Genomic DNA, 19,787 nt, shown 5'->3' with positions numbered 1-19,787 from the left:
GCCCCGCCGCCCGCTGAATCAGCTCGACGTCGTTGCTCGCGCCGAGCTTCTTCATCGCGCTGATCTTCTGCGCGCTGACCGTCTGCTTGCCCTTGCTCAGGCGCTGCGCGATCGTCTTGATCGGCACGCCCGACAGATACAGTCGAATCACCTCGATCTCGCGCGCCGACAGCTTCACGGGCGGGTCGCCGCGGGTGCCGAGCGCATCGACCGCGCGCCGGACGGACGGCGACAGATAGGCGCCGCCGCTGTAACTCGAATGGATCGCCGTGACGATATGGCCGACCTCGTCGAGCTTGCTGACGACGCTCACGCGGCCAATCCCCAGGATCGAGCGGAAGATCAGCGGATTCTCGTTGGCGACCAGCACGACGATCCCGACGTTCGGCCGCATGCGGCGCAGCCAGTCGAACAGCGCGAGGCCGTCCATCTGCTCGTCGCCGGGAATCGCATAGTCGACCAGCACGACGTCGCAGTCGACGCCGCCGAGCGACGCGACCAGTTCGGCCGCGCTCCGGTAGACCGCGACGAGCTCGATCGCGCAGGTGCTGCCCGCGATCTGCTCGATGCCGGCCAGCGTCAACGGCCAGTCGTACGCGACGACGATGCGAACATTGAATTTCCTCATGCGCAGTTTCCTGATGGTTCACCGCCGCGCCACGCGGAACGCGCGCGACCGGTTGGGCGTTGAAAGGACGTTCAGGCTATTTTTAGCCTGAACGTCGATTCTATGAATGTGCGCAAGGGCGCGATATCGGACGGCGTACGAATTGGCGGCCGCAGACGTAATACGGGTTTGATATTTGCGCCGGTTCAACGCCCGGCAGCCGGCGATCGACCGTCGCGGCATCGGCCCGACGGCCAGCGTTGCGCGCCGCACCGCCGCCCAGCGGGTAAAATTGCGCGTTTGCATGCCACCCCGGCCCGCCGGCGGCGAGCGATGCGCCGCTGCCGGCCGCGCGCCACCGCCCCTTCGCCGGCTTGCCCGTACTGCCCGCTTTCCTCATGACCGATTCCGACCTGCAATCCGACGACACCTCCATCCACGAAGACGGCCTCTGGCGCGACAACGGCTGGACGGCCCGCATCATCAAGAACGAAGACGACGACGGCTGGGCCGTCGAGATGGTCAAGGACGGCGAGTCCGAGCCCGCCCTCGTCGGCCCGTGGACCATGGGCCGCGACAAGAAGAATCCGAAGCCGATGGACGCGAATGCGTTCCGCACGCTCGTGAAGACCGCGACCGAAGTGCTGATGCGGCACGAACAGCAGCGGCGCGCGATGCTGCACAGGGAGGTGACGGTGCAGGACGAAGCCGGACAGGACGTGTCGGTGACGCTCGACATCGTGCCGGACGAGTTCGAGCCGTATGCGCAGCTCAAGGCTGTCGATCCGTATGGCGAGCTGCTGGCCGACGCGAAGGTGTCGGCCGGATTCAAGCTCAACAAGGCCAGCGCCGAACGCTGGGTCGCATCGGGCTTCGAACGGCCGGCCTGAGCCCGCACGGCGCGCCGACGCACTCGATCAGGCGTCGGCGCCCCGCTCCGCGCGCGCGAGCCGGCGTGCGGCGAGCTTGCGCCGCACGAATTCCTCGAACTGCCGCGTCGCGACCTCCGGGTCGCGCGCGGCCAGCCCCAGCAGGTTGCGCGCGAGCTGGATCGGCGTCAGCACGACGCCCCACGGCAGCCCCCACCAGCCGAGCGTGGCCGACGCGAGCAGCGCGACCGCCTGCTTCCTGCGCCCGCAGCGGCGGCAGCATACGTGGCGCCGCGTCGCCCAGCGCGTGACGAACACGAGCGACACGACGCGATGCGACGCATGGACGTCCACCGGCTGCCCTTCGCGCCGGCAGATCGGGCATGGCCCGTAGCGCCAGTCGTCGACGTACTGCCGGACCTTCGCGTCGGGCACCCGTTCGGCCTCGACGACGACCGGATGCGCATGCGCGCATGCCGGGCTGCAATAGCGGCGGCCGTCGATCGACCGTCCGCCGACCAGGAACGTCCTGCCGCACTGACTGCACTCTGCCACGATGACCTCGGATAAGCGTGATGCGCCGCGTGCCGGCCGCGCGCAGGTCGGTGCACGCGTGCCGGCCGGGCCGGTTCATGTCTTAACGGCTGCCGCCGCGCGGTCTTGAGCGGGTGCGTCACGGCACGTCAGCTATGCAGCCCGTGCGCGATCATCAGCCGGTACAGCGTCGCGCGCGAGATGCCGAGCTCCGCCGCGACGTCCGCATGCTGATGGCGGTGACGCAGCAGCGTTTCCTCGATTGCGTGCCGCTCGGCCTGCCGGCGCGCCTGCGCGAGTGTCGGCGGCCGCAGCGACGTGTACGGATGCAGCTCGAGATCGGCGGCCGAGATCAGCGGGCCGCTCGTCATCACGACCGCGAAGCGGATCCGGTTGATCAGTTCCCGCACGTTGCCGGGCCACCGATAGTTGTGGATCGCCTCGATCGCGCACGGCGTGAAGCCGCGAATCCGGTACGAGCCGTCGTCGCGATAGCGCCGCAACACGTCGTCGGCGAGCAGCATGATGTCGCGGCCGCGCATGCGCAGCGGCGGCTCGTCGATCCGCAGCACGCACAGGCGGTAGTACAGGTCGGCGCGAAATCGCCCGGCCTGCATCGCGGCTTCGAGATCGACGTGCGTGGCCGACACGATCCGCACGTCGACCGGAATCGACGCATGGCCGCCCAGCCGCTCGATCTTGCCTTCCTGCAGGAACCGCAGCAGGCTCGCCTGGCTCTCGAACGGCATGTCGCCGATTTCGTCGAGAAACAGCGTGCCGCCGTGCGCGGACTCGATGCGGCCGATCTTGCGCTGGTGCGCGCCGGTGAACGCGCCGCGCTCGTGGCCGAACAGCTCGGCCTGCAGCAGCGTCGTCGGGATGGCCGCGCAGTTCACGGCGACGAACGGTGCATCGGCACGCGACGACTGCCGGTGGATCGCCGCCGCCGTCAGCTCCTTGCCGGTGCCGGATTCGCCGGCGATGAACACGCTCGCGTCGGTGTTCGCGACCTTGCGGATCGTCGCGAACAGCCGGCGCATCGCGCCGCACGCGCCGATCATCGCGCCGTCGGGCGGCGCGGCCTCCGCGGCCGGGTCGCCGTCCGCGAGCTCGAGCATCCCGTATGCATGGCCGACGAGATAGCCGATCGTCGTGTAGGCCGCCGCATTGCGCACGTAGTCGAAGCAGCAATGGCGGATCAGCCGCGCGATCGTGATGTTGCGCAGCCGCTCGCCGTCGGCGAGCGCGACCCAGCCGACGCGCGGGTCACGCAGCAGCGTCTCGAACGACGCGACGTCAGGCGACGCGAAGCTGCCGAAATCGACGATGCCCGCATGCGGACGGTTCGCCTTGACGAGATTCAGCGCGTCCGCGACGGTTTTGGCGCGCCACACTTCCCAGCCGCGCGCCGCGAGCACGTCGACGAGCGCGGCATCGTGCTGCTGCGACAGGTAGACGAGCGGCCGCGACGGCGCGACATGATTGCGCCGGACCGCGAGGAACGGCAGCGTGCTCACCTCCCGTTCGACATCCTCCGCGCCCGACATGCTGAGCTGACAGCAATGGTTCACGATTGCCTCGCCGCATAAGGTTGTGTGTCGGAGCGGCCGTTGCCCGATCGCGCGCGGCGGGGCCCGTGGTCCCGCGGCGCGGCGCCGCTCCGTCCTCGAATCGATGTCGCGTCATCCGATGCGTCAGCGGCAGAACACGACGCGCTGCGTGTAGATCTGCGGCTCGATGACGGGTTTCGCCGGTCCGTTGAGATCGTCGCGATAGGCGCGGTAGGTCTTGCCGTTTACCGTCACGTCCGACGCGCGGGCCGTCTCGATCTTGTCGAGCCCGGTATGCCGCCATTCGTTCACCCGGTCCGCCGCGGTGACGCTCGACTCGCCCGCGATCTTCTGCGTGATCGCGCTGCCGTCGCTCCACGGCTGCGTCTGCATGTCCTCGGTGTGCTGCATCGCGCCGACCGTCTTGCCGGTCGACTTCGGCCCGGTCTGCGCGTCGAACGGCGCGCCGCGGCCGTACACCGGCGATTGCCACGACGGCGCGTGACCGGCTTCCGGCACCATGTAGACCATCTGCGGGTCGCCGATCATCATCATCGGCGCGCATGCCGTGTTGTCGGGACGGCCGAGCGTCGACAGCGCCTGCTGGACGCTCGCGGCGTTCGCGAGGGTCTGCTCGCTCAGGATGACGAAGACCGCGGGATTCTGGAAAACCGACTGCGCAGCGGCCTGCACGCTGGCCAGCAACAAAGCGACCAAAAAGATCCTCATGATTGAGGCCTCCTTGCATCCTCGTCACGCAAAAAAAGGTGTTGACCTCGGGGATGGGCACAACACCCGTCAAACCGGAAAAGACGGTCGGGCATCGGGCCGAGCGCCTGCCGTGCGACCCGCGCTCCGGTCGCACGGCAAACCGGCCCGCATGCTCACGACGAGGTACTCGTCGAGATGACGGTCGGCGCCGGCGCGACCGGTGCTGCCGGTGCGGCCTGCTGGTCGACCGTGGCGGGTGGCAACGCTTGCGCCGGATCGGTCAGCGCCGGCGTGCCGGCGGCGGCTTGTGCAGCCGCCGTGCCGGCGGCTTCGACCGAGTCCGTCGGCACTTTCGCGTCGGCGGCCGGCAGGTCGGCGGGCGCCGCGGCAACGGCAGGCTGCGCGGGCTCCGGTGCTGGCGCTTCGGCGGCTGCCTGCGGCGCGGGCTCGGCAGCCTTCGCGTCGGCGGCCGGTGCCGCGACGACGGCTGCCGCCGGCATCGGTTCGGCCACCGGCTCACCCGCGGCTTGCGCGGCGTCGGTCGCGGCGGGCATCGGCTCCGGGGCCTTGTCGGCGACCGGCGGGACCTGCTCCGGCGCCTGGTCGGCCACGGCCGGCGCGGGCTCGGGCGCCTTGTCCGCGACCGGCTGCGCGGGCTCCGGCGCCTTCGTATCGGCGACCGGTGCGGCGGGCGCGGGCGATGCCTTGTCTGCCGCTGCCGGCGCGGTGATGACGGCTGCCGCCGGCACGGCGGCCATTGCGGCCGCCGGTACCACCGACGCGGCAGGTGCCGCGGCGACGGCAGGCGCGGCAGCAGCAGCCGGTGCCGCGGCCGCCGGAACTGCGGCGGCAACCGTCGGCACTGCGACGGCCGGAGCCGCGGCGACCGGCGCCATCACCGGTACCGGCACCGAAACGGGCGCCGCGCGCATCGACGTCGTCTCGATCGGGCGCGTCGGTGCGGGCGCCGGCGCGGCCGAGCCGAGCGGCGGCAGGCCCATCCGGTCGCGCACGATCGGATCGCGATACTTCACGTCGTCCGCGACGGTCGCTTCGACGCTGGGCGCCACGTTCGAACGCGCGAGCGGCGCGGTCGTGCCCGGGCACAGGTGCCCGGTCGCTTCCACCGCGCGCCGGTTCGCATCGCTCTGGCAGAGCAGCGCGAGCGCCACGTCGGTCAGCCCCATCGCGCGAAATTCACGCGCATCGAGACGCCGCACGCAGGCCTGGTCGACCAGCGTCGTGCCGCCCGTCGCGCCGAACCCCGGGAACGACACGCCGACGCTCACCGAGCCCATGCAGGTATCGGACAGCGTGGTCGTGAGGCCGGGCGCCTGGATCGACGGGTTCGTCTTGATCGTCTGCGTGCCCGAGTAATTGACGTTTTCCGTCGCCTGGGTGTTGTACGGGCTGGTGCCGGGTGCGCCGGCCGCGAGCGCGTTCGTGCTCTGCGGGCTCACGTTGCCGCCGGCCGTGCTGGACGGCAGCGTCACGTTGACGTTCACGCTCGAATTGCCGCTGCCGCGCACTCCGCTGGAGCTGGTGGCATTGCCGCCGCGCGAGCTGGTCGTATTCGTGTTCATGCTCGAGCCGCCGCCCTGGCTGATGGCCGTCGACGATGTCGACGACTGCGCGCTCGACGTCGAATCGGCGGTTTGTGCCTGTGCACCGATCGTGGTCATCGCGAACATCGCCGCACATGCCACCTTGATCCTGTTGCTGTTCATTTCACTCTCCGGACGAGGTTTGTCCTCCACCCAGGCAACCGTACTAATTCCCCTGAATGCCTTCAGTTTTCGCTGCTTCCCCGAACTGCTTCCAGCCGCTGCCCAGCTGGGACCACGAGCCGGCCGACACGCCCTGCCACTGCTGGGTGTCCGGTCCGCCGATGGCACTGCCCGACGAAAGCGTTTGTTGTTCTGACGGTTTGGTTGTCTGGTCAGGGTTGTTTGACGTCTGCATAGTCGATTGCCCACCATCGGCAGCACGGTCAGCGCCATACGCCGTCAGAGACGCGAGCATCAGAGCGGCGGCAATCAGGTTCTGCTTCATGCCAACTCCTTACGTGACAACAATGCGGAAAAGAGACCAGCGTCGCTGGGAAACTGGTCCCCCCCACACCTGACTAATGACTGCTCCCGGTCGCGCTCGAGTCGCCCTGGCTTCCGCCCGATGCGGACGGCGAACCGGCCGGACCGGTACTCCACACGGTCGACGAGTTGTAGTGATTCGAGCCCGCGATCGCGCCCGATCCGCCACTGCCCGTCCATCCCGCGGCACCCGCGTTGGCATTGCCGTGGTCGTTCGCGCCCGTGGCCGTGTAGTGGTTCGCGCCGAGTACGATCGTGGCGGTCACCCCTCCCGAAAGCGCATTCGCGTTCTCGTTCGTGCTGCCGTTTCCAGCGAACGAGCCTGCGGCACCGATACCGCCGCCTGCCGCGAACGCGCCCCCGTTCGTGCCCGAACCGCTGGCCGTCGAAGTCGAGTTGTGATAAGCGGACGCCGTGCCGGCGGAGCCGCTGGGCGTCACGGTACTTCCTGCATTCGCGCCGGCCGTCGATGTCGAATTGCTGGTATAGCTGCCGGAGCCGACCAGCACCGAACCGGAAACACCCGCCGCAACGGATTGCGTCTGGTTGGTCGTGGACGATCCGGCCGCCAACGCAGCGGACGAAATGACGGTGAGCGCTGTCGCTAAAATGACTTTGGCTTTCATAGCAATTCCTTGCTGTGAGGAAGTTCGACGGTGGCGGAGCCGGGCCCGCCCTCGCGGGACGAAACCCGGCATCCGTACCGCCAGCCAATGACGAACGCTACGCGTCGCGGCTTAGTGGTGATACGTCCAGCCGATCGAGCCGGCGTTCGCACCGCTGCTGCCGCCCGCTTGTGCGCCGCCGAAGCCGAAGCCGCCGACCGTCGACGTTTGAGTGTGGTTCGTGTACGAGATCGAACCGCTGCTGCCGCCACCGGCCGTTGCGCCGGCTGCGCCGAGTGCCGAGCCCGAATCGGTCGCGGAGAAGTGGCCGAACCCGGCGACCCCTGCCATCGTCTGGCCACCGCTCGACGAGTTGCTGCTCGACACCGTGCCGCTGCCGGCGAACGCTGCACCCGAAACCGCCAGAACTGCTGCTGCAATCAGAAGCTTCTTCATGGTCGACTCCATAACGGCGTGGAGAGAATGAGCATGGAAGATCGCACGCCATCAATCTTCCTGCCTCGAGCAATCCTTAAAAATAAGGATCACTATCTAATAAATAAGCTATTGCTTACTCGTAAATGGCGTTTTTATTTTTGGCCAGACGAAGTCTAGTTTTATGTTTTTAAGTTGTCCAAAATTTCTGAGTAGGTGTTTTCTATTATTTTTATGAACATTAAAATGCTCTCAAAACACCATTGATGAAATTAACCGGAATGGCGAGCACGTCTTTCCGGCCCGCGATTTTCAATACCCCGTCGAAAACCGATGCCGGCACTGGCACCCGTTTCCGGAATTGAAAATCAGCGAATATATTTACAACCGCAAAATTCAGCGCCCGCGCGACGTGCGCCCTTCATCCGGGCGACGACGGGCCTGCATTGCAGCCAGACGACATGTCTGCTCCCTGAGCTGACGAAGAAAGGCCTTCCGGATAACCCGGCCGACGCGCGTTCGATCTAGTCCGGCCGGCGCCGGCACTGACCCGGCGCGATCGAAACGGCTCTGCACGGTTGAAGAGGAATCGGCGCCACGCTGTTCGGCACGAACGACATGCCCCATCCGGGAACGCTGAATGAAGTCGAGCGCCGCTGTCGCCGGGTTGCCGCGCGCAGCGACAACCGCTCCAGCACGCGGCGCGCGCGGAGGGCGGGAAATCGGCAACGCGCGAGCCACGACGCTGGCACTGCGTCGCGAGCACTACCCCGATCGTTCCGACTACCCCTGTGGTGCGCAAGAATCGCGCGGATCAAGCCACTGCTTATAGTGTTCATCGCCGCTTCCCCGACTGGCTCGTGACGAACTGGCCGCCCCCACATCGTTGTTGCATCGTGTCGACCGCTCGCCGGTGCGTCCCATGTCGCAAACTGCATGCCACGCGATATTCCACCGCGCATTGCGCGCCGCATGCGACCGCCAGCCCTGACGATTTCACCCGGAACGGCATTTTTTGTTTCAGGAATGTATCGCGATAACGGGATGCACTTGGCAGCGATCATTGAACACTGCGACGTAATGCCGTGATTTGACGGACGAATCCGGCGTGCCGAGGCACCCCGGACGCCCCTGCGAACGGTTGTTTCAAACTTGAGAAGCGGCCGTCGACACCCGGCCCACGGTTCGCGCGTTTCCACTGACAAACCGCGTGTTGCGGCATGCCGGCAACCGTCCATCCCCCCCGGCGGACGGGGATCCCGGCGCTCGATGATCCCCGCCGAACGGCCGCCGATACGACCGGAACACGGGTTCACCCCGAAATACGAAACGAATTTGATTCATCCGTGAAAATACCCACACGATCATCCGGTGAAAAAAGCTTGCCTTCCGGCACGTTGCAGGCGTAATAATTAAAACAAATGTAAACCAGCGATCCCGGCAAAAACGTACGCATCATTTTTTCATTTCCGTTCGATTCACCTTTCATCGCCTGGCCTCGATGAGCAATTCATTGAAGAGACGTTTTCGATCGGTTATCCGCCTAATTCTCATCACTGAAACATGCCGATTAAAAACCGCTTTCACGCCTTCAATGTCTTAAAAGCCTGATTCGACGCGCGTTTCGTCGTATCGAACCGTATCGATCCCGCGATCGCCACGGGCGCTTCCCTGTCCCCACGATTCACGCATGAAACACAAACGCGCGTGCCGAACGGCCATTGCGCGGCCACGCCCGCATCCAGCGGGACTTCGTCATTCATGGCATGCCGATTGCCTGATGTCCGGCTCTCACCGAGCGGCACGCCACGGCACACGACATACAAGCGGCGGCCCCTCGTCAATCAGCGTGTCGGGGAAAAGGCGATGAAGATCACCACCGATCGATCGACGCTTGCGTCGTTCAAGCATCAACGGGGTTGTCAGCGAAACCGGAGCGCCTGTCGCGGCGCTTCGTCGACATCGGTACATGCGGACAGGCGCCCGCCGAAGCGATACCCGTGCAGCGGGATGGAACGGGTGCGCGACGCCGTCGAGTACATCGACGTGTGGTTCCTGGAGATGCTCGACGAAGGAGAAAGCGATGAATGACAGGGTCGCGATCGACACGCGCGCCGGCCGGCGCGTACTGGTGACGGGTGGCGCAGGTTTTCTCGGCAGCTACGTCTGCGAACGGCTCGTCATGGAAGGCGCGTTCGTCACCTGCGTCGACAGCCTGCTGACGGGACGCAAGCTCAACGTCGCCGACCTGAAGGCGTCCGACCGGTTCGAATTCGTGAAGGGCGACGTGTCGCTCGGCCTGCCGCAGCTGCAGGTGGATGAAATCTGGAATCTCGCGTGCGCGGCCTCCCCGCCCACCTACCAGATCGATCCGGTCCACACGATGATGACGAACGTGCTCGGCATGAACCACTGTCTCGCGCTGGCGCGCCGGACCGGCGCGCGCGTGTTCCAGGCGTCGACCAGCGAGATCTACGGCGACCCCGGCGTCCATCCGCAGATGGAAACCTATCGCGGCAACGTGAACACGATCGGCCCGCGTGCGTGCTACGACGAAGGCAAGCGTGCGGCCGAGGCGCTGTGCTACGACTACTACCGTTCGCACGGCGTCGACGTGCGCGTCGCGCGCATCTTCAATACCTACGGGCCGCGCATGTCGCCGCGCGACGGCCGCGTCGTGTCGAACTTCATCGTCGCCGCGCTCAATGGCGCCGCGCTCGAGATCTACGGCGACGGCCGGCAGACGCGCTCGTTCTGCTTCGTCAGCGACCTGATCGACGGCTTCTTCAGCCTGATGGACGCCCCGCGCAACGTCGGCACACCGGTCAACATCGGCAATCCCGGCGAATTCACGATGATCGAACTTGCGGAGCAAGTCCTCGCGATCACGGGCTCGACCTCGGAGATCGTGTTCCGGCCGCTGCCGATCGACGATCCGCACCAGCGCAAGCCCGACATCTCGGTCGCCGCGACGGAGCTCGGCTGGCGGCCGGCGATCGATCTCGACGAAGGCCTGCGCCGCACGGTCGACTATTTCAGCCGCGAACTGTGGCTCGCGCCGGTGCTGCGCGGGACCGGAGCGGTCGCATGAAAGTGCTCGTGACAGGGGGAGCGGGCTATATCGGCAGCCATACGTGCAAGGCGCTCGCGGAAGCAGGACACGAGCCCGTCGCGTACGACAACCTGTCGACCGGTCATCGCGACGCGGTCCGCTGGGGGCCGCTCGTCGCGGCCGACATCCTCGACGGCGATGCGCTGTCGCACGCGCTCGCCGCGCACCGGCCCGACGTCGTGATCCATTTCGCCGCGCTCGCCTACGTCGGCGAATCGGTGCTCGCGCCCGAGCGCTACTACACGGTCAACGTGACGGGCACCTGCACGCTGCTGAGCGCGATGCGCGCAGCCGGCGTGGGCAGGATCGTGATGTCGTCGTCGTGCGCGACGTACGGCATTCCGGAGACGCTGCCGATCTCGGAGCGCACGCCGCAGCGGCCGATCAATCCGTACGGCTTCACGAAATACGCGATGGAGCGGATGGCCGCCGATTTCGAACGCGCGTACGGGCTGAAATGGATCGCGCTGCGCTACTTCAACGCGGCGGGCGCGGACCCCGACGGCGCGATCGGCGAATGCCACGCACCGGAAACGCACGCGCTGCCGCTGGCGATCCGCGCGGCGCTGCGCACCGGCGACGCATTCCGGGTAATGGGCACCGACTACCCGACGCCGGACGGCTCGGCGATTCGCGACTACGTGCACGTGAGCGACCTCGCCGACGCCCACCTGAAGGCAAGCGCCTATCTGTGCGGCGGCGGCCCGAGCGTCGCGCTGAACCTCGGCACCGGAAACGGGACGTCGGTGCTCGCCGCGTTGCGTGCGGTCGAGGCCGTGACGGGCCGCCGCGTGCCGACGGTGCTGGCCGCGCGCCGCCCGGGCGATCCGCCCGCGCTGTACGCCGACGCGACGATGGCCGCGCGGGTGCTCGGCTGGCGGCCCCGCTTCACCGCGATCGAGCCGATGGTCGAACACGCTGCGGCGTGGTTTCAGAAGGAGCGGCAACGCGAATCCAGCAGGTAACGACGCAAGCGTCGTCACAAGCCACCCAGGGGAACAACCATGAATGTGCGGATCGCCATCGTCGGTACGGGCTACGTCGGCCTGGTCAGCGGCGCATGCCTTGCCGAGCTCGGGCATGACGTCGTCTGCATCGACAACAATCGCGGCAAGATCGACGCGCTGAACGAAGGCCGCATGCCGATCTACGAACCGGGCCTCGACGCCGTCGTCGCCCGCAACGTCGAACGCGGCACGCTGCGCTTCAGCAGCGACCTCGCCGCCAGCGTGCGCGATCGCGATGCGGTGTTCATCGCGGTCGGCACGCCGACGCTGCCCGGCACCGACCACGCGGATTTGCAATACGTCGAGGCGGCCGCGCGGGAAATCGCGGCGAACCTGACCGGCTTCGCGGTGATCGTCACCAAGTCGACGGTGCCGGTCGGCACCAACCGGATCGTCGCGCAGATCGTCGACTGCTGCGCGCCGGACGGCGTCGACGCGGCGATCGCGTCGAATCCGGAATTCCTGCGCGAAGGCTCGGCGATCGACGATTTCATGCATCCCGATCGCATCGTGTTCGGCGCCGAGCATCCGCGTGCGATCGAGATCATGAAGGCGATCTACGCGCCGCTGGAAGCGGCCGGCCATCTCGTGCTCGCGACCGAGATCGAGACGGCCGAACTCGTCAAATACGCGGCGAATGCGTTTCTCGCGGTGAAGATCAGCTACATCAACGAGATCTCCGACCTGTGCGAAGCGGTCGGCGCCGACGTCGAGCTGGTCGCGAACGGGATGGGCCTCGACCGGCGCATCGGCGCGTCGTTCCTGAAAGCCGGCCCCGGCTGGGGCGGCTCGTGCTTCCCGAAGGACACGCGCGCGCTGAAGGCGACGGCCTCCCAGCATGCGGTGCCGCTGCGCATCGTCAGCGCGGCGATCGAATCGAACGCGCTGCGCAAGGAGCAGATCCTCCGGCGCATCGAGAACGCGTGCGGCGGCTCGATCAAGGGCAAGCGCATCGCGGTGCTCGGCCTCACCTTCAAAGGCCAGACCGACGACGTGCGCGAAAGCCCGAGCATCGACGTAATCCAGTTGCTCGTCGGCGCCGGCGCACATATCCGCGCGTACGACCCGGCGCGTCCGCACGAGGCGTCGCGGCTGCTGCCGCAGGTGTTCATGGAAGGCTCCGCGGTCGATGCGGTACGCAGTGCGGATGCCGTCGTCGTGATGACCGAATGGAAGGCGTTCGAGACGCTCGATCTCGCCGACCTCGCGGATCACATGGCCGACCCCGTGATGCTCGACATGCGCAACCTGTTCAGCGAACGGCTGGCCGCCGACAGCGGCTTTCGCCGCTACGAACGCGTGGGCCGCTCGTGCGGCGAGCGCTCGCCGGCAGACCCGGCCGCGGAACCCGCGAACGCGAGCGCGGACACCCGGCCGCAGCGCGGCCTGCTTCAGCACTGATGGTCCGACCTTGACGGGAGAGCACCATGAAGAAGCTGGTTGCGTCGCCTGCCGGTGCGCTTGCGCCGGATACCGCCGATACCACGGACGCGCCGGACACCGAAGCAGGTCGCGCCGATGCGCGGCACGCGGCGGTTCCGTTCGTGGTCCCGCTGATGGACAGCGGGACCCGGATCGTGTTCCAGATCCTCGCGCTGGGCTGGTTCGTCGCGCTGGGCATCTTCTGGCGCTGGTGGCTGCGCGACGAGCACTATGTCGATGCGTTCCGCTTCGGCGTCAACTGCTTCGTGCTGTTCTGGACCACCTTCATTCCCGGCTATTTCATCTTCATCATCCGCTCGGCGGTCGTGCCGAACCCCGCGCTGCCCGTGCCGCGCGACTGGCGCGTCGCGATGGTCGTCACCAAGGCGCCGTCCGAGCCGTTCGACATCGTGCGCACGACGCTGCTCGCGATGCTCGACCAGACCTATCCGCACGACACGTGGCTCGCCGATGAAGACCCGTCGCCCGCCACGCTCGACTGGTGCCGCGAGCACGGCGTGTTCGTGTCGACGCGGCGCGGCATCGCCGCGTATCACCGGGCGAGCTGGCCGCGCCGGACCCGCTGCAAGGAAGGCAATCTCGCGTACTTCTACGACCGGGTCGGCTACGACAACTACGATTTCGTGTCGCAGCTCGACGCCGACCACGTGCCGACCCGCACCTATCTCGAGGAAATGCTCCGGCCGTTCGTCGATCCGGACGTCGGCTACGTGTCGGCCCCGAGCATCTGCGACAGCAATGCGGCCGGCAGCTGGAGCGCGCGCGGCCGCGTCAACGTCGAAGGGCCGCTGCACGGCACGATGCAGGCCGGCTACGCGGGCGGCCTCGCGCCGCTGTGCATCGGCTCGCACTATGCGGTGCGCTGCCGCGCGCTGCGCGAGATCGGCGGGCTCGGGCCCGAACTCGCCGAGGATCACTCGACCACGATGATCTTCAACGCGAAGGGCTGGCGCGGCATGCATGCGCTGAACGCGATCGCGAACGGCGAAGGACCGCGCACGTTCGGCGACCTCGCGACGCAGGAATTCCAGTGGTCCAAGAGCGTGATGATCATCATGCTGCGCTACACGCGCCGCTATTTCATGGGCCTGCCGCTGAAGCTGAAGGCGCAGTTCCTGTTCTGCCAGCTGTGGTATCCGCTGTGCGCGCTCGCGATGGCCGGCAGCGTCGTGATTCCGGTCGTCGCGTTGCTGACCGGCCGCGTGTGGGCGCACGTCGACTACCTCACGTACCTCACCTACGCGCTGCCGCTCACCGTGCTGATCCTGTGCGTCGTGACGTGGGCCACGCATTCGACGCAGTCGTGCCGGCCGCTGAATACCAAGCTGTTGTCGTGGGAGGGGCTCACGTTCGTGTTCGCGCGCTGGCCGTGGGTCGTGCTCGGCTGCGTGTCGGCGCTGCTCGACTGCGTGCGCGGCAGGGAATTTCCGTTCAAGGTCACGCCGAAGGGCGGCATGGTCGAGCAGGACGCGCCGCTGCGCGTCGTCGCGCCTTACCTGCTGATCTCGCTGTTCTGCAGCCTGCCGGTGGTCGCGATCGAGAATCCGCGCAACGCGGCCGGCTTCTATCTGTTCTCGACGCTGACGGGCATCCTGTATTTCGTGATCGCCGCCGTCATCGCCGTGCATCACGGCAAGGAGCAAGGACTCGACGCGTCGACGTTCACACAGATGTTCGTCAGCCGCCTGCCCGTGCGCAACGCGCTGTTCGTCTTCGCGCTGGCGATGCTGCTGACGGCCATCGGGCTGCGCGCACCGCACGGCTGGCAGGCGATGATGTGGCGCTCGGGCGTGCCGGTCGTCGCGATGGTCGAACCCGCGGCGGGGGAGCCGGTGAAGCAGCCCGCGCTCGGCGCCTACGACCCCGACGACGCGCTCGCGGCCGCGCCGGGCATCGCATTCGATCATGTATTCGTGTCGTGGAACGCGCCCGATATCGACGCGGAAATCGGCAACGCATACCGGGCCGCGCAAGCCCGCAACCGCTCGCTGATGCTGACCGTCGAGCCGTGGGCGGCGGACGGCACGCGACCGGGCACGTTGCTCGCCGATATCGCGCGCGGCCGCTACGACGCGCGGATCGCCGCGACCTGCTCGGCGCTCGCCGCGTTGAAGGGGCCGGTGTTCGTGCGATGGGGCCACGAGATGGAGACGGACACCGGACGCTATCCGTGGGCCGTCGGCGATGCCTCGGCTTACGTCGATGCGTACCGGCGCGTCGTCACTGCGTGCCGCACGATGACCGACCAGATCCGCTTCGTGTGGTCGCCGGCCGGCAACCGCAATCTCGGCGACTATTTCCCGGGGCGCGGCTATGTGGACGAAGTCGGCCTGTCGGTATTCGACTGCCCGCGCTGCGCGATCTGGCCGCCCGGCGGCCGGTTCTCGGCCGCGAGCATCCTGCGCACCAAATACGAACGGGTGGCCGACTACGGCTTGCCGGTGATGGTCGCGGAGCTCGGCGTCGACGGGTCGAATGCGCGCAAGCGCGCGGAACTCGACGAATTCCAGCGCTCGCTGTGGCGCTATCCGTTGTTGAAGGCGGTGGTCTACTTCAACGCGGTCGACACGCCCGGCGCGTGGCCCGCGCACTATGTGCCGGACTGGCGGATCGCGCCGGCGTACCTGCAGACGACGGTCGTCGCGAAATGACGATCGGCGAGCGGCCGGCCGTCAGCCGAGCAGTTCCTTCTTGCGCAGATGCACGACGTCGCGCATCGGCGGCGCGCCGAACAGCCGGCTGTATTCGCGGCTGAACTGCGACGCGCTTTCGTAGCCGACCACGGCCGCCACCGACCCGACGTCGCCGCCCTGCCGCAGCAACAGCCGCCGCGCCTCGTGCAGCCGCAGCTGCTTCTGGTACTGCAACGGGCTCAGCGTCGTCACGTGCTTGAAATGATGGTGCAGCGACGACACGCTCATGTTGACCGCCTGCGCGAGCGACTCGACGCGCATCGGCTCCGCGAAGTGATCGCGGATCCATTCGATCGCCCGCGCGATCCGGTGCGTCTGGCTGCCCGCGATCGCCATGTGCCGCAGCCGCGTGCCCTGCCCGCTGATCATCAGCCGGTACAGCACTTCCTTTTCGATCAGCGGCGCGACGACCGCGATGTCGGCCGGCGTATCGAGCAGCCGCAGCAGCCGCAACGCCGCATCGAGCAGCGGCGGCGTCAGCTCCGCGAGCGCGATCCCCTCGCCCTCCGGGCCCGCGTCGGGCTCGGGCAGCCGCATCTCGGCCGCCAGCTCGACGATGCGCTGCGGGTCGAGCGTCAGCGACAGGCACAGGTACGGCGCATCCGGCGACGCACGCGTCACGCGCGACAGGATCGGCAAGTCGATCGACGTAATCAGGCAATTGTGGGTGTCGTATTCGTAAGCCTGGCCGGCCACGATCACGCGCTTCGCGCCCTGCGCGGCGATCACCAGCGCGGCGCGCGATACGCCGCAGCCGAGATCGACCGGCCGCGTGTGCCGATGCAGCATCAGGCCCGGCACGGCGGTCGAGTGCGAGCCGTCCGCGGGCGCGAAACGGCCGATCAGCGACGCCAGTTCGCGCCGCCCGGATTCGCGCGACGCCACGATATCGGTCATGTCCATGACGCTTCCTCGAATGATTTCCCGTGTCGCGCGAGCATAGCGAAACGGCTCGCGGCGTGCGGGGAATTTGCAGGATTGTTCAATAAATTTGCAGGATTGGGTAGACGCAAAAAACGATGCCTCGCGCACACTGCCGGCTAACCCGGCGCATGCCGGGTTTTCCCCACGGAGACAACAACATGCCTACCTCGTTTGTCCTGAACGGCAAGAACGTCACGCTCGACGCCGATCCGTCGATGCCCGTCCTCTGGGCGATTCGCGAACACGCGGGACTGACCGGCACGAAATTCGGCTGCGGCATGGCGCAGTGCGGCGCGTGCACGGTGCATCTCGAAGGCCAGGCCGTCCGCTCGTGCGTGCTGCCGCTCGCCGGCATCGCGGGCAAGCACGTCACGACGATCGAAGGCCTGCAGAGCAAACCCGCGCAGGCCGTGCAGGCCGCGTGGGTCAAGCTGCAGGTGCCGCAATGCGGCTATTGCCAGTCCGGCCAGATCATGTCGGCCACCGCCTTGCTCGAACAGAACCCGAAGCCGACCGACGCGGACATCGACGCCGCGATGAACGGCAACCTCTGCCGCTGTGCGACCTACGCCCGCATCCGGGCCGCGATCCACGACGCGGCCGCGACGCTGGGAGCCTGACCATGACGATCGAACTCGACAACCCCGGTTCGGTGCGCCCGTCGCGCCGCACGTTCCTGAAGGCCGCGGGGGCCGCTGCCGCCGTCAGCCTGACCATCGGCTTCGACTGGGCCGGCCTCGGCCGCCGCGCGCTCGCCGCCACCGCGCCGGCCGGCGATTTCGCGCCGAACGCCTTCCTGCGCATCACGCCCGACGGCGCCGTCACGGTCATCGCGAAGCACGTGGAAATGGGCCAGGGCGCCTATACGGGCATCGCGACGATCGTCGCCGAGGAGCTCGACGCCGACTGGTCGAGCGTGCGCGTCGAAAGCGCGCCGGCCGATGCGAAGCGCTATGCGAACCTCGCGTTCGGCACGATGCAGGGCACGGGCGGCAGCTCGGCCATGGCGAACTCGTGGCAGCAACTGCGCGAGGCCGGCGGCAAGGCGCGCGCGATGCTCGTGTCGGCCGCGGCGGCCCGCTGGAAGGTGCCGGCCGGCGAACTGACCACCGCCAACGGCGTCGTCACGCACACGAAGAGCGGCAAGACGGCCGCGTACGGCACGCTCGTCGCCGATGCGTCGAAGCTGCCCGTGCCCGACAAGGTCACGCTGAAGCAGCCGGCCGATTTCAAGCTGATCGGGCACCGGATTCCGCGCGTCGACGGGTCGTCGAAATCGAACGGCACCGCGCATTTCACGCTGGACACGACGTTCCCCGGCATGCGCGTCGCGCTGCTGCAGCGGCCGCCGCGTTTCGGCGCGACGGTGAAATCGTTCGACGCGACCGCCGCGAAGGCCGTGCCGGGCGTCGTCTCGGTCGTGCAGGTGCCGGGCGGCGTCGCGGTCGTCGCGACGGGCTTCTGGGCCGCGAAACAGGGCCGCGACGCGCTGAAGGTCGAATGGGACGAAACGAAGGCGGAAAAGCGCGGCTCGGACGAGCTCATGCGCGAATACCGGCAGCTCGCCGACAAGCCGGGCGCATCGGCGCGCAAGGACGGCGACGCCGATGCGGCGATCGCCGGCGCCGCGCGCAAGATCAGCGCGACGTATGAATTCCCGTATCTCGCGCATGCGCCGATGGAGCCGCTCGACGCGGTCGTCAAGCTGACGCCGACCAGCTGCGAGATCTGGGCCGGCGACCAGTTCCAGACGGTCGACCAGGGCAACGCGGCCAAAACGGCCGGGCTGAAGCCGGAACAGGTGAAGATCCATACGCTGTATGCGGGCGGCAGCTTCGGCCGGCGTGCGAACGCGTGGTCGGACTACGTCGTCGAGGCCGTGTCGATCGCGAAGGCGCTCGGCGCGGACGGCAAGCCCGTCAAGCTGCAATGGACGCGCGAGGACGACATCCAGGGCGGCTTCTACCGGCCGATGTACTTCCACAAGCTCGACGCGGGCCTGACCGCGGACGGCCGGCTGGTCGGCTGGCGCCACCGGATCGTCGGCCAGTCGATCCTCGCCGGCACGCCGTTCGAGGCGTTCATGGTCAAGAACGGCATCGACGCGACGTCGGTCGAGGGCGCGGCGAACCTGCCTTACGCGGTGCCGAACGTGTCGGTCGAGCTCACCACCACCCGGGTCGGCCTGCCCGTGCTGTGGTGGCGCGTGGTCGGCAGCTCGCATACGGCCTACGCGGTCGAGGCGTTCATCGACGAAGCCGCGCACGCGGCCGGCAAGGACCCGTACGCGTTCCGCCGCGACCTGCTCGCGAAGGAGCCGCGCATGCGCGCGGTGCTGGAGCTGGCCGCGCAGAAGGCCGGCTGGGATCCGGCCAAGCCGCTGCCGAAGGGCCGCGGGCGCGGGATCGCGGTGGCCGAGGCGTTCAAGAGCTATGTCGCGCAGGTGGCCGAGGTCTCGGTCGACGCGGACGGCAAGGTGAAGGTCGAGCGCGTGGTGTGCGCGGTCGACTGCGGGATCGCGATCAATCCCGACATCGTCGCCGCGCAAATGGAGGGCGGCATCGGTTTCGGCCTCGGTGCGGCGATGCACAGCGCGATCACGCTAAAGGACGGCCAGGTCGAGCAGCGCAACTTCGACGGCTACCACGTGCTGCGGATGGCCGAGATGCCGAAGGTCGAGGTGCATATCGTGCCGTCGGCCGAGGCGCCAACCGGGGTCGGCGAGCCGGGCGTCGCGCCGGTCGGGCCGGCCGTGGCGAACGCGATCTTCGCGGCGACGGGCAAGCGGCACTACGTGCTGCCGTTCGATTCGGCGGATAGCGCGAAGGCTTGATGTGACGGGACGCCGGCTGCGGGGTGAGGGGTGCCCTGTGGCCGGCGTTTTTTCGGCTGCCCATGTAGGGTTCGATGTCGGCAAAAATCTTCGCCAACCATTTGATTCAAAAAGAAAACCCGGCAAGCCCGGCAGGGTTCGACGTAGGGTTCGTTATCCATCCGAAGCCTTATCCGGCCGCCCCCGAAATCCGTACCTCCCCCACGTTACGTCAGACGTAACGCCCGTAACGTCCCCGCCCGATGCTACGTAACAATCCTTCACCATTGCTCCAGCCCTGTCATCACGCGCCCGGCGTTGCGCGTTAAAAATTCTTTTTAAATTCAAGGCTGCTCCGCGGTCCGCGCCGCTCCCGCCCGCCGTTCCCCCCTGAC

At 67.6% G+C, this 19,787-nt stretch carries 20 protein-coding genes; 8 read left to right on the top strand and 12 right to left on the bottom strand.

The genetic code is table 11. The features are described 5' to 3' along the window. Nucleotides 1-628 (bottom strand): response regulator transcription factor (locus tag H0X95_RS34720; protein WP_077200059.1); only part of this gene is annotated, 628 nt, incomplete at its 3' end. An 18-nt stretch (nt 629-646) separates the two neighbouring features. Then, nucleotides 647-913 carry a hypothetical protein gene (locus tag H0X95_RS34715; RefSeq protein ID WP_154641505.1) on the bottom strand — a complete coding sequence of 89 codons (267 nt, stop codon included), beginning with the start codon at nt 911-913 and terminating at the stop codon, nt 647-649. A gap of 92 nt (nt 914-1,005) precedes the next feature. Here H0X95_RS34715 and H0X95_RS34710 point away from each other — a divergent pair, with 92 nt between their 5' ends. Then, a complete protein-coding gene (locus H0X95_RS34710; RefSeq protein ID WP_059722018.1) occupies nt 1,006-1,497 on the top strand; it encodes a hypothetical protein in 492 nt (163 codons plus the stop codon). Nucleotides 1,498-1,524: 27 nt separating this feature from the next. Here the strand turns inward: H0X95_RS34710 and H0X95_RS34705 are convergent, their stop codons facing one another. The 9 genes from H0X95_RS34705 to H0X95_RS34665 all read right to left on the bottom strand — a co-directional run bounded on the left by H0X95_RS34705 (nt 1,525) and on the right by H0X95_RS34665 (nt 9,164). Then, complete coding sequence (locus tag H0X95_RS34705) at nt 1,525-2,031, bottom strand: hypothetical protein (RefSeq protein WP_006482025.1); 507 nt, start codon at nt 2,029-2,031, stop codon at nt 1,525-1,527. Nucleotides 2,032-2,159: 128 nt separating this feature from the next. After that, nucleotides 2,160-3,557, bottom strand: coding sequence for a sigma-54 dependent transcriptional regulator (locus H0X95_RS34700; RefSeq protein ID WP_006482021.1), 1,398 nt, complete (start codon nt 3,555-3,557; stop codon nt 2,160-2,162). A 147-nt stretch (nt 3,558-3,704) separates the two neighbouring features. Beyond that, a complete protein-coding gene (locus tag H0X95_RS34695; RefSeq protein WP_059722016.1) occupies nt 3,705-4,289 on the bottom strand; it encodes a hypothetical protein in 585 nt (194 codons plus the stop codon). 155 nt (nt 4,290-4,444) lie between these two features. Then, on the bottom strand, nt 4,445-5,998 hold the full coding sequence (locus H0X95_RS34690; RefSeq protein WP_059722015.1) for a hypothetical protein: 1,554 nt from the start codon (nt 5,996-5,998) through the stop codon (nt 4,445-4,447). A gap of 43 nt (nt 5,999-6,041) precedes the next feature. Next, nucleotides 6,042-6,323: a hypothetical protein gene (locus H0X95_RS34685; RefSeq protein WP_006491003.1), complete on the bottom strand. Its 282-nt coding sequence runs from the start codon at nt 6,321-6,323 to the stop codon at nt 6,042-6,044. 73 nt (nt 6,324-6,396) lie between these two features. Beyond that, nucleotides 6,397-6,987, bottom strand: coding sequence for a hypothetical protein (locus H0X95_RS34680; RefSeq protein ID WP_006491002.1), 591 nt, complete (start codon nt 6,985-6,987; stop codon nt 6,397-6,399). A gap of 111 nt (nt 6,988-7,098) precedes the next feature. Continuing rightward, complete coding sequence (locus H0X95_RS34675) at nt 7,099-7,422, bottom strand: hypothetical protein (protein ID WP_006491010.1); 324 nt, start codon at nt 7,420-7,422, stop codon at nt 7,099-7,101. A 1,291-nt stretch (nt 7,423-8,713) separates the two neighbouring features. Beyond that, complete coding sequence (locus H0X95_RS34670; protein ID WP_162838545.1) at nt 8,714-8,890, bottom strand: hypothetical protein; 177 nt, start codon at nt 8,888-8,890, stop codon at nt 8,714-8,716. 94 nt (nt 8,891-8,984) lie between these two features. Then, complete coding sequence (locus H0X95_RS34665; RefSeq protein WP_006491001.1) at nt 8,985-9,164, bottom strand: hypothetical protein; 180 nt, start codon at nt 9,162-9,164, stop codon at nt 8,985-8,987. Between the two features lie 103 nt (nt 9,165-9,267). Between H0X95_RS34665 and H0X95_RS36110 the strand changes: the two genes are divergently transcribed. The 5 genes from H0X95_RS36110 to H0X95_RS34640 are packed head-to-tail and all read left to right on the top strand — an operon-like array spanning nt 9,268 to nt 15,614. Next, the gene (locus H0X95_RS36110) at nt 9,268-9,492 is read left to right on the top strand and encodes a hypothetical protein (RefSeq protein WP_230204603.1); all 225 of its coding nucleotides are present in this window, start codon (nt 9,268-9,270) and stop codon (nt 9,490-9,492) included. Beyond that, nucleotides 9,485-10,492, top strand: coding sequence for a UDP-glucuronic acid decarboxylase family protein (locus H0X95_RS34655; RefSeq protein ID WP_059722013.1), 1,008 nt, complete (start codon nt 9,485-9,487; stop codon nt 10,490-10,492). Before H0X95_RS36110 ends, H0X95_RS34655 begins: the two co-directional genes overlap by 8 nt. Then, nucleotides 10,489-11,478 (top strand): UDP-glucose 4-epimerase GalE, encoded by a 990-nt coding sequence (galE, locus tag H0X95_RS34650; RefSeq protein ID WP_034202119.1) that lies wholly within the window; start codon nt 10,489-10,491, stop codon nt 11,476-11,478. Before H0X95_RS34655 ends, galE begins: the two co-directional genes overlap by 4 nt. Before the next feature lie 39 nt (nt 11,479-11,517). After that, on the top strand, nt 11,518-12,921 hold the full coding sequence (locus tag H0X95_RS34645) for a UDP-glucose dehydrogenase family protein (RefSeq protein WP_059722011.1): 1,404 nt from the start codon (nt 11,518-11,520) through the stop codon (nt 12,919-12,921). Between the two features lie 26 nt (nt 12,922-12,947). Beyond that, on the top strand, nt 12,948-15,614 hold the full coding sequence (locus tag H0X95_RS34640) for a glycosyltransferase (protein WP_058903308.1): 2,667 nt from the start codon (nt 12,948-12,950) through the stop codon (nt 15,612-15,614). Nucleotides 15,615-15,635: 21 nt separating this feature from the next. Here the strand turns inward: H0X95_RS34640 and H0X95_RS34635 are convergent, their stop codons facing one another. Next, the gene (locus tag H0X95_RS34635) at nt 15,636-16,559 is read right to left on the bottom strand and encodes an AraC family transcriptional regulator (protein ID WP_006485801.1); all 924 of its coding nucleotides are present in this window, start codon (nt 16,557-16,559) and stop codon (nt 15,636-15,638) included. Between the two features lie 179 nt (nt 16,560-16,738). Between H0X95_RS34635 and H0X95_RS34630 the strand changes: the two genes are divergently transcribed. Then, nucleotides 16,739-17,200 carry a (2Fe-2S)-binding protein gene (locus tag H0X95_RS34630; RefSeq protein ID WP_006480868.1) on the top strand — a complete coding sequence of 154 codons (462 nt, stop codon included), beginning with the start codon at nt 16,739-16,741 and terminating at the stop codon, nt 17,198-17,200. A gap of 2 nt (nt 17,201-17,202) precedes the next feature. Continuing rightward, nucleotides 17,203-19,413 (top strand): xanthine dehydrogenase family protein molybdopterin-binding subunit, encoded by a 2,211-nt coding sequence (locus H0X95_RS34625; RefSeq protein ID WP_059722009.1) that lies wholly within the window; start codon nt 17,203-17,205, stop codon nt 19,411-19,413. Nucleotides 19,414-19,787 lie beyond the last annotated feature (374 nt).

The organism is Burkholderia sp. 9779_493, from assembly GCF_015712215.1.
Classification (GTDB): domain Bacteria; phylum Pseudomonadota; class Gammaproteobacteria; order Burkholderiales; family Burkholderiaceae; genus Burkholderia; species Burkholderia cenocepacia.
This window is presented reverse-complemented; position numbering and strand designations above follow the sequence as displayed.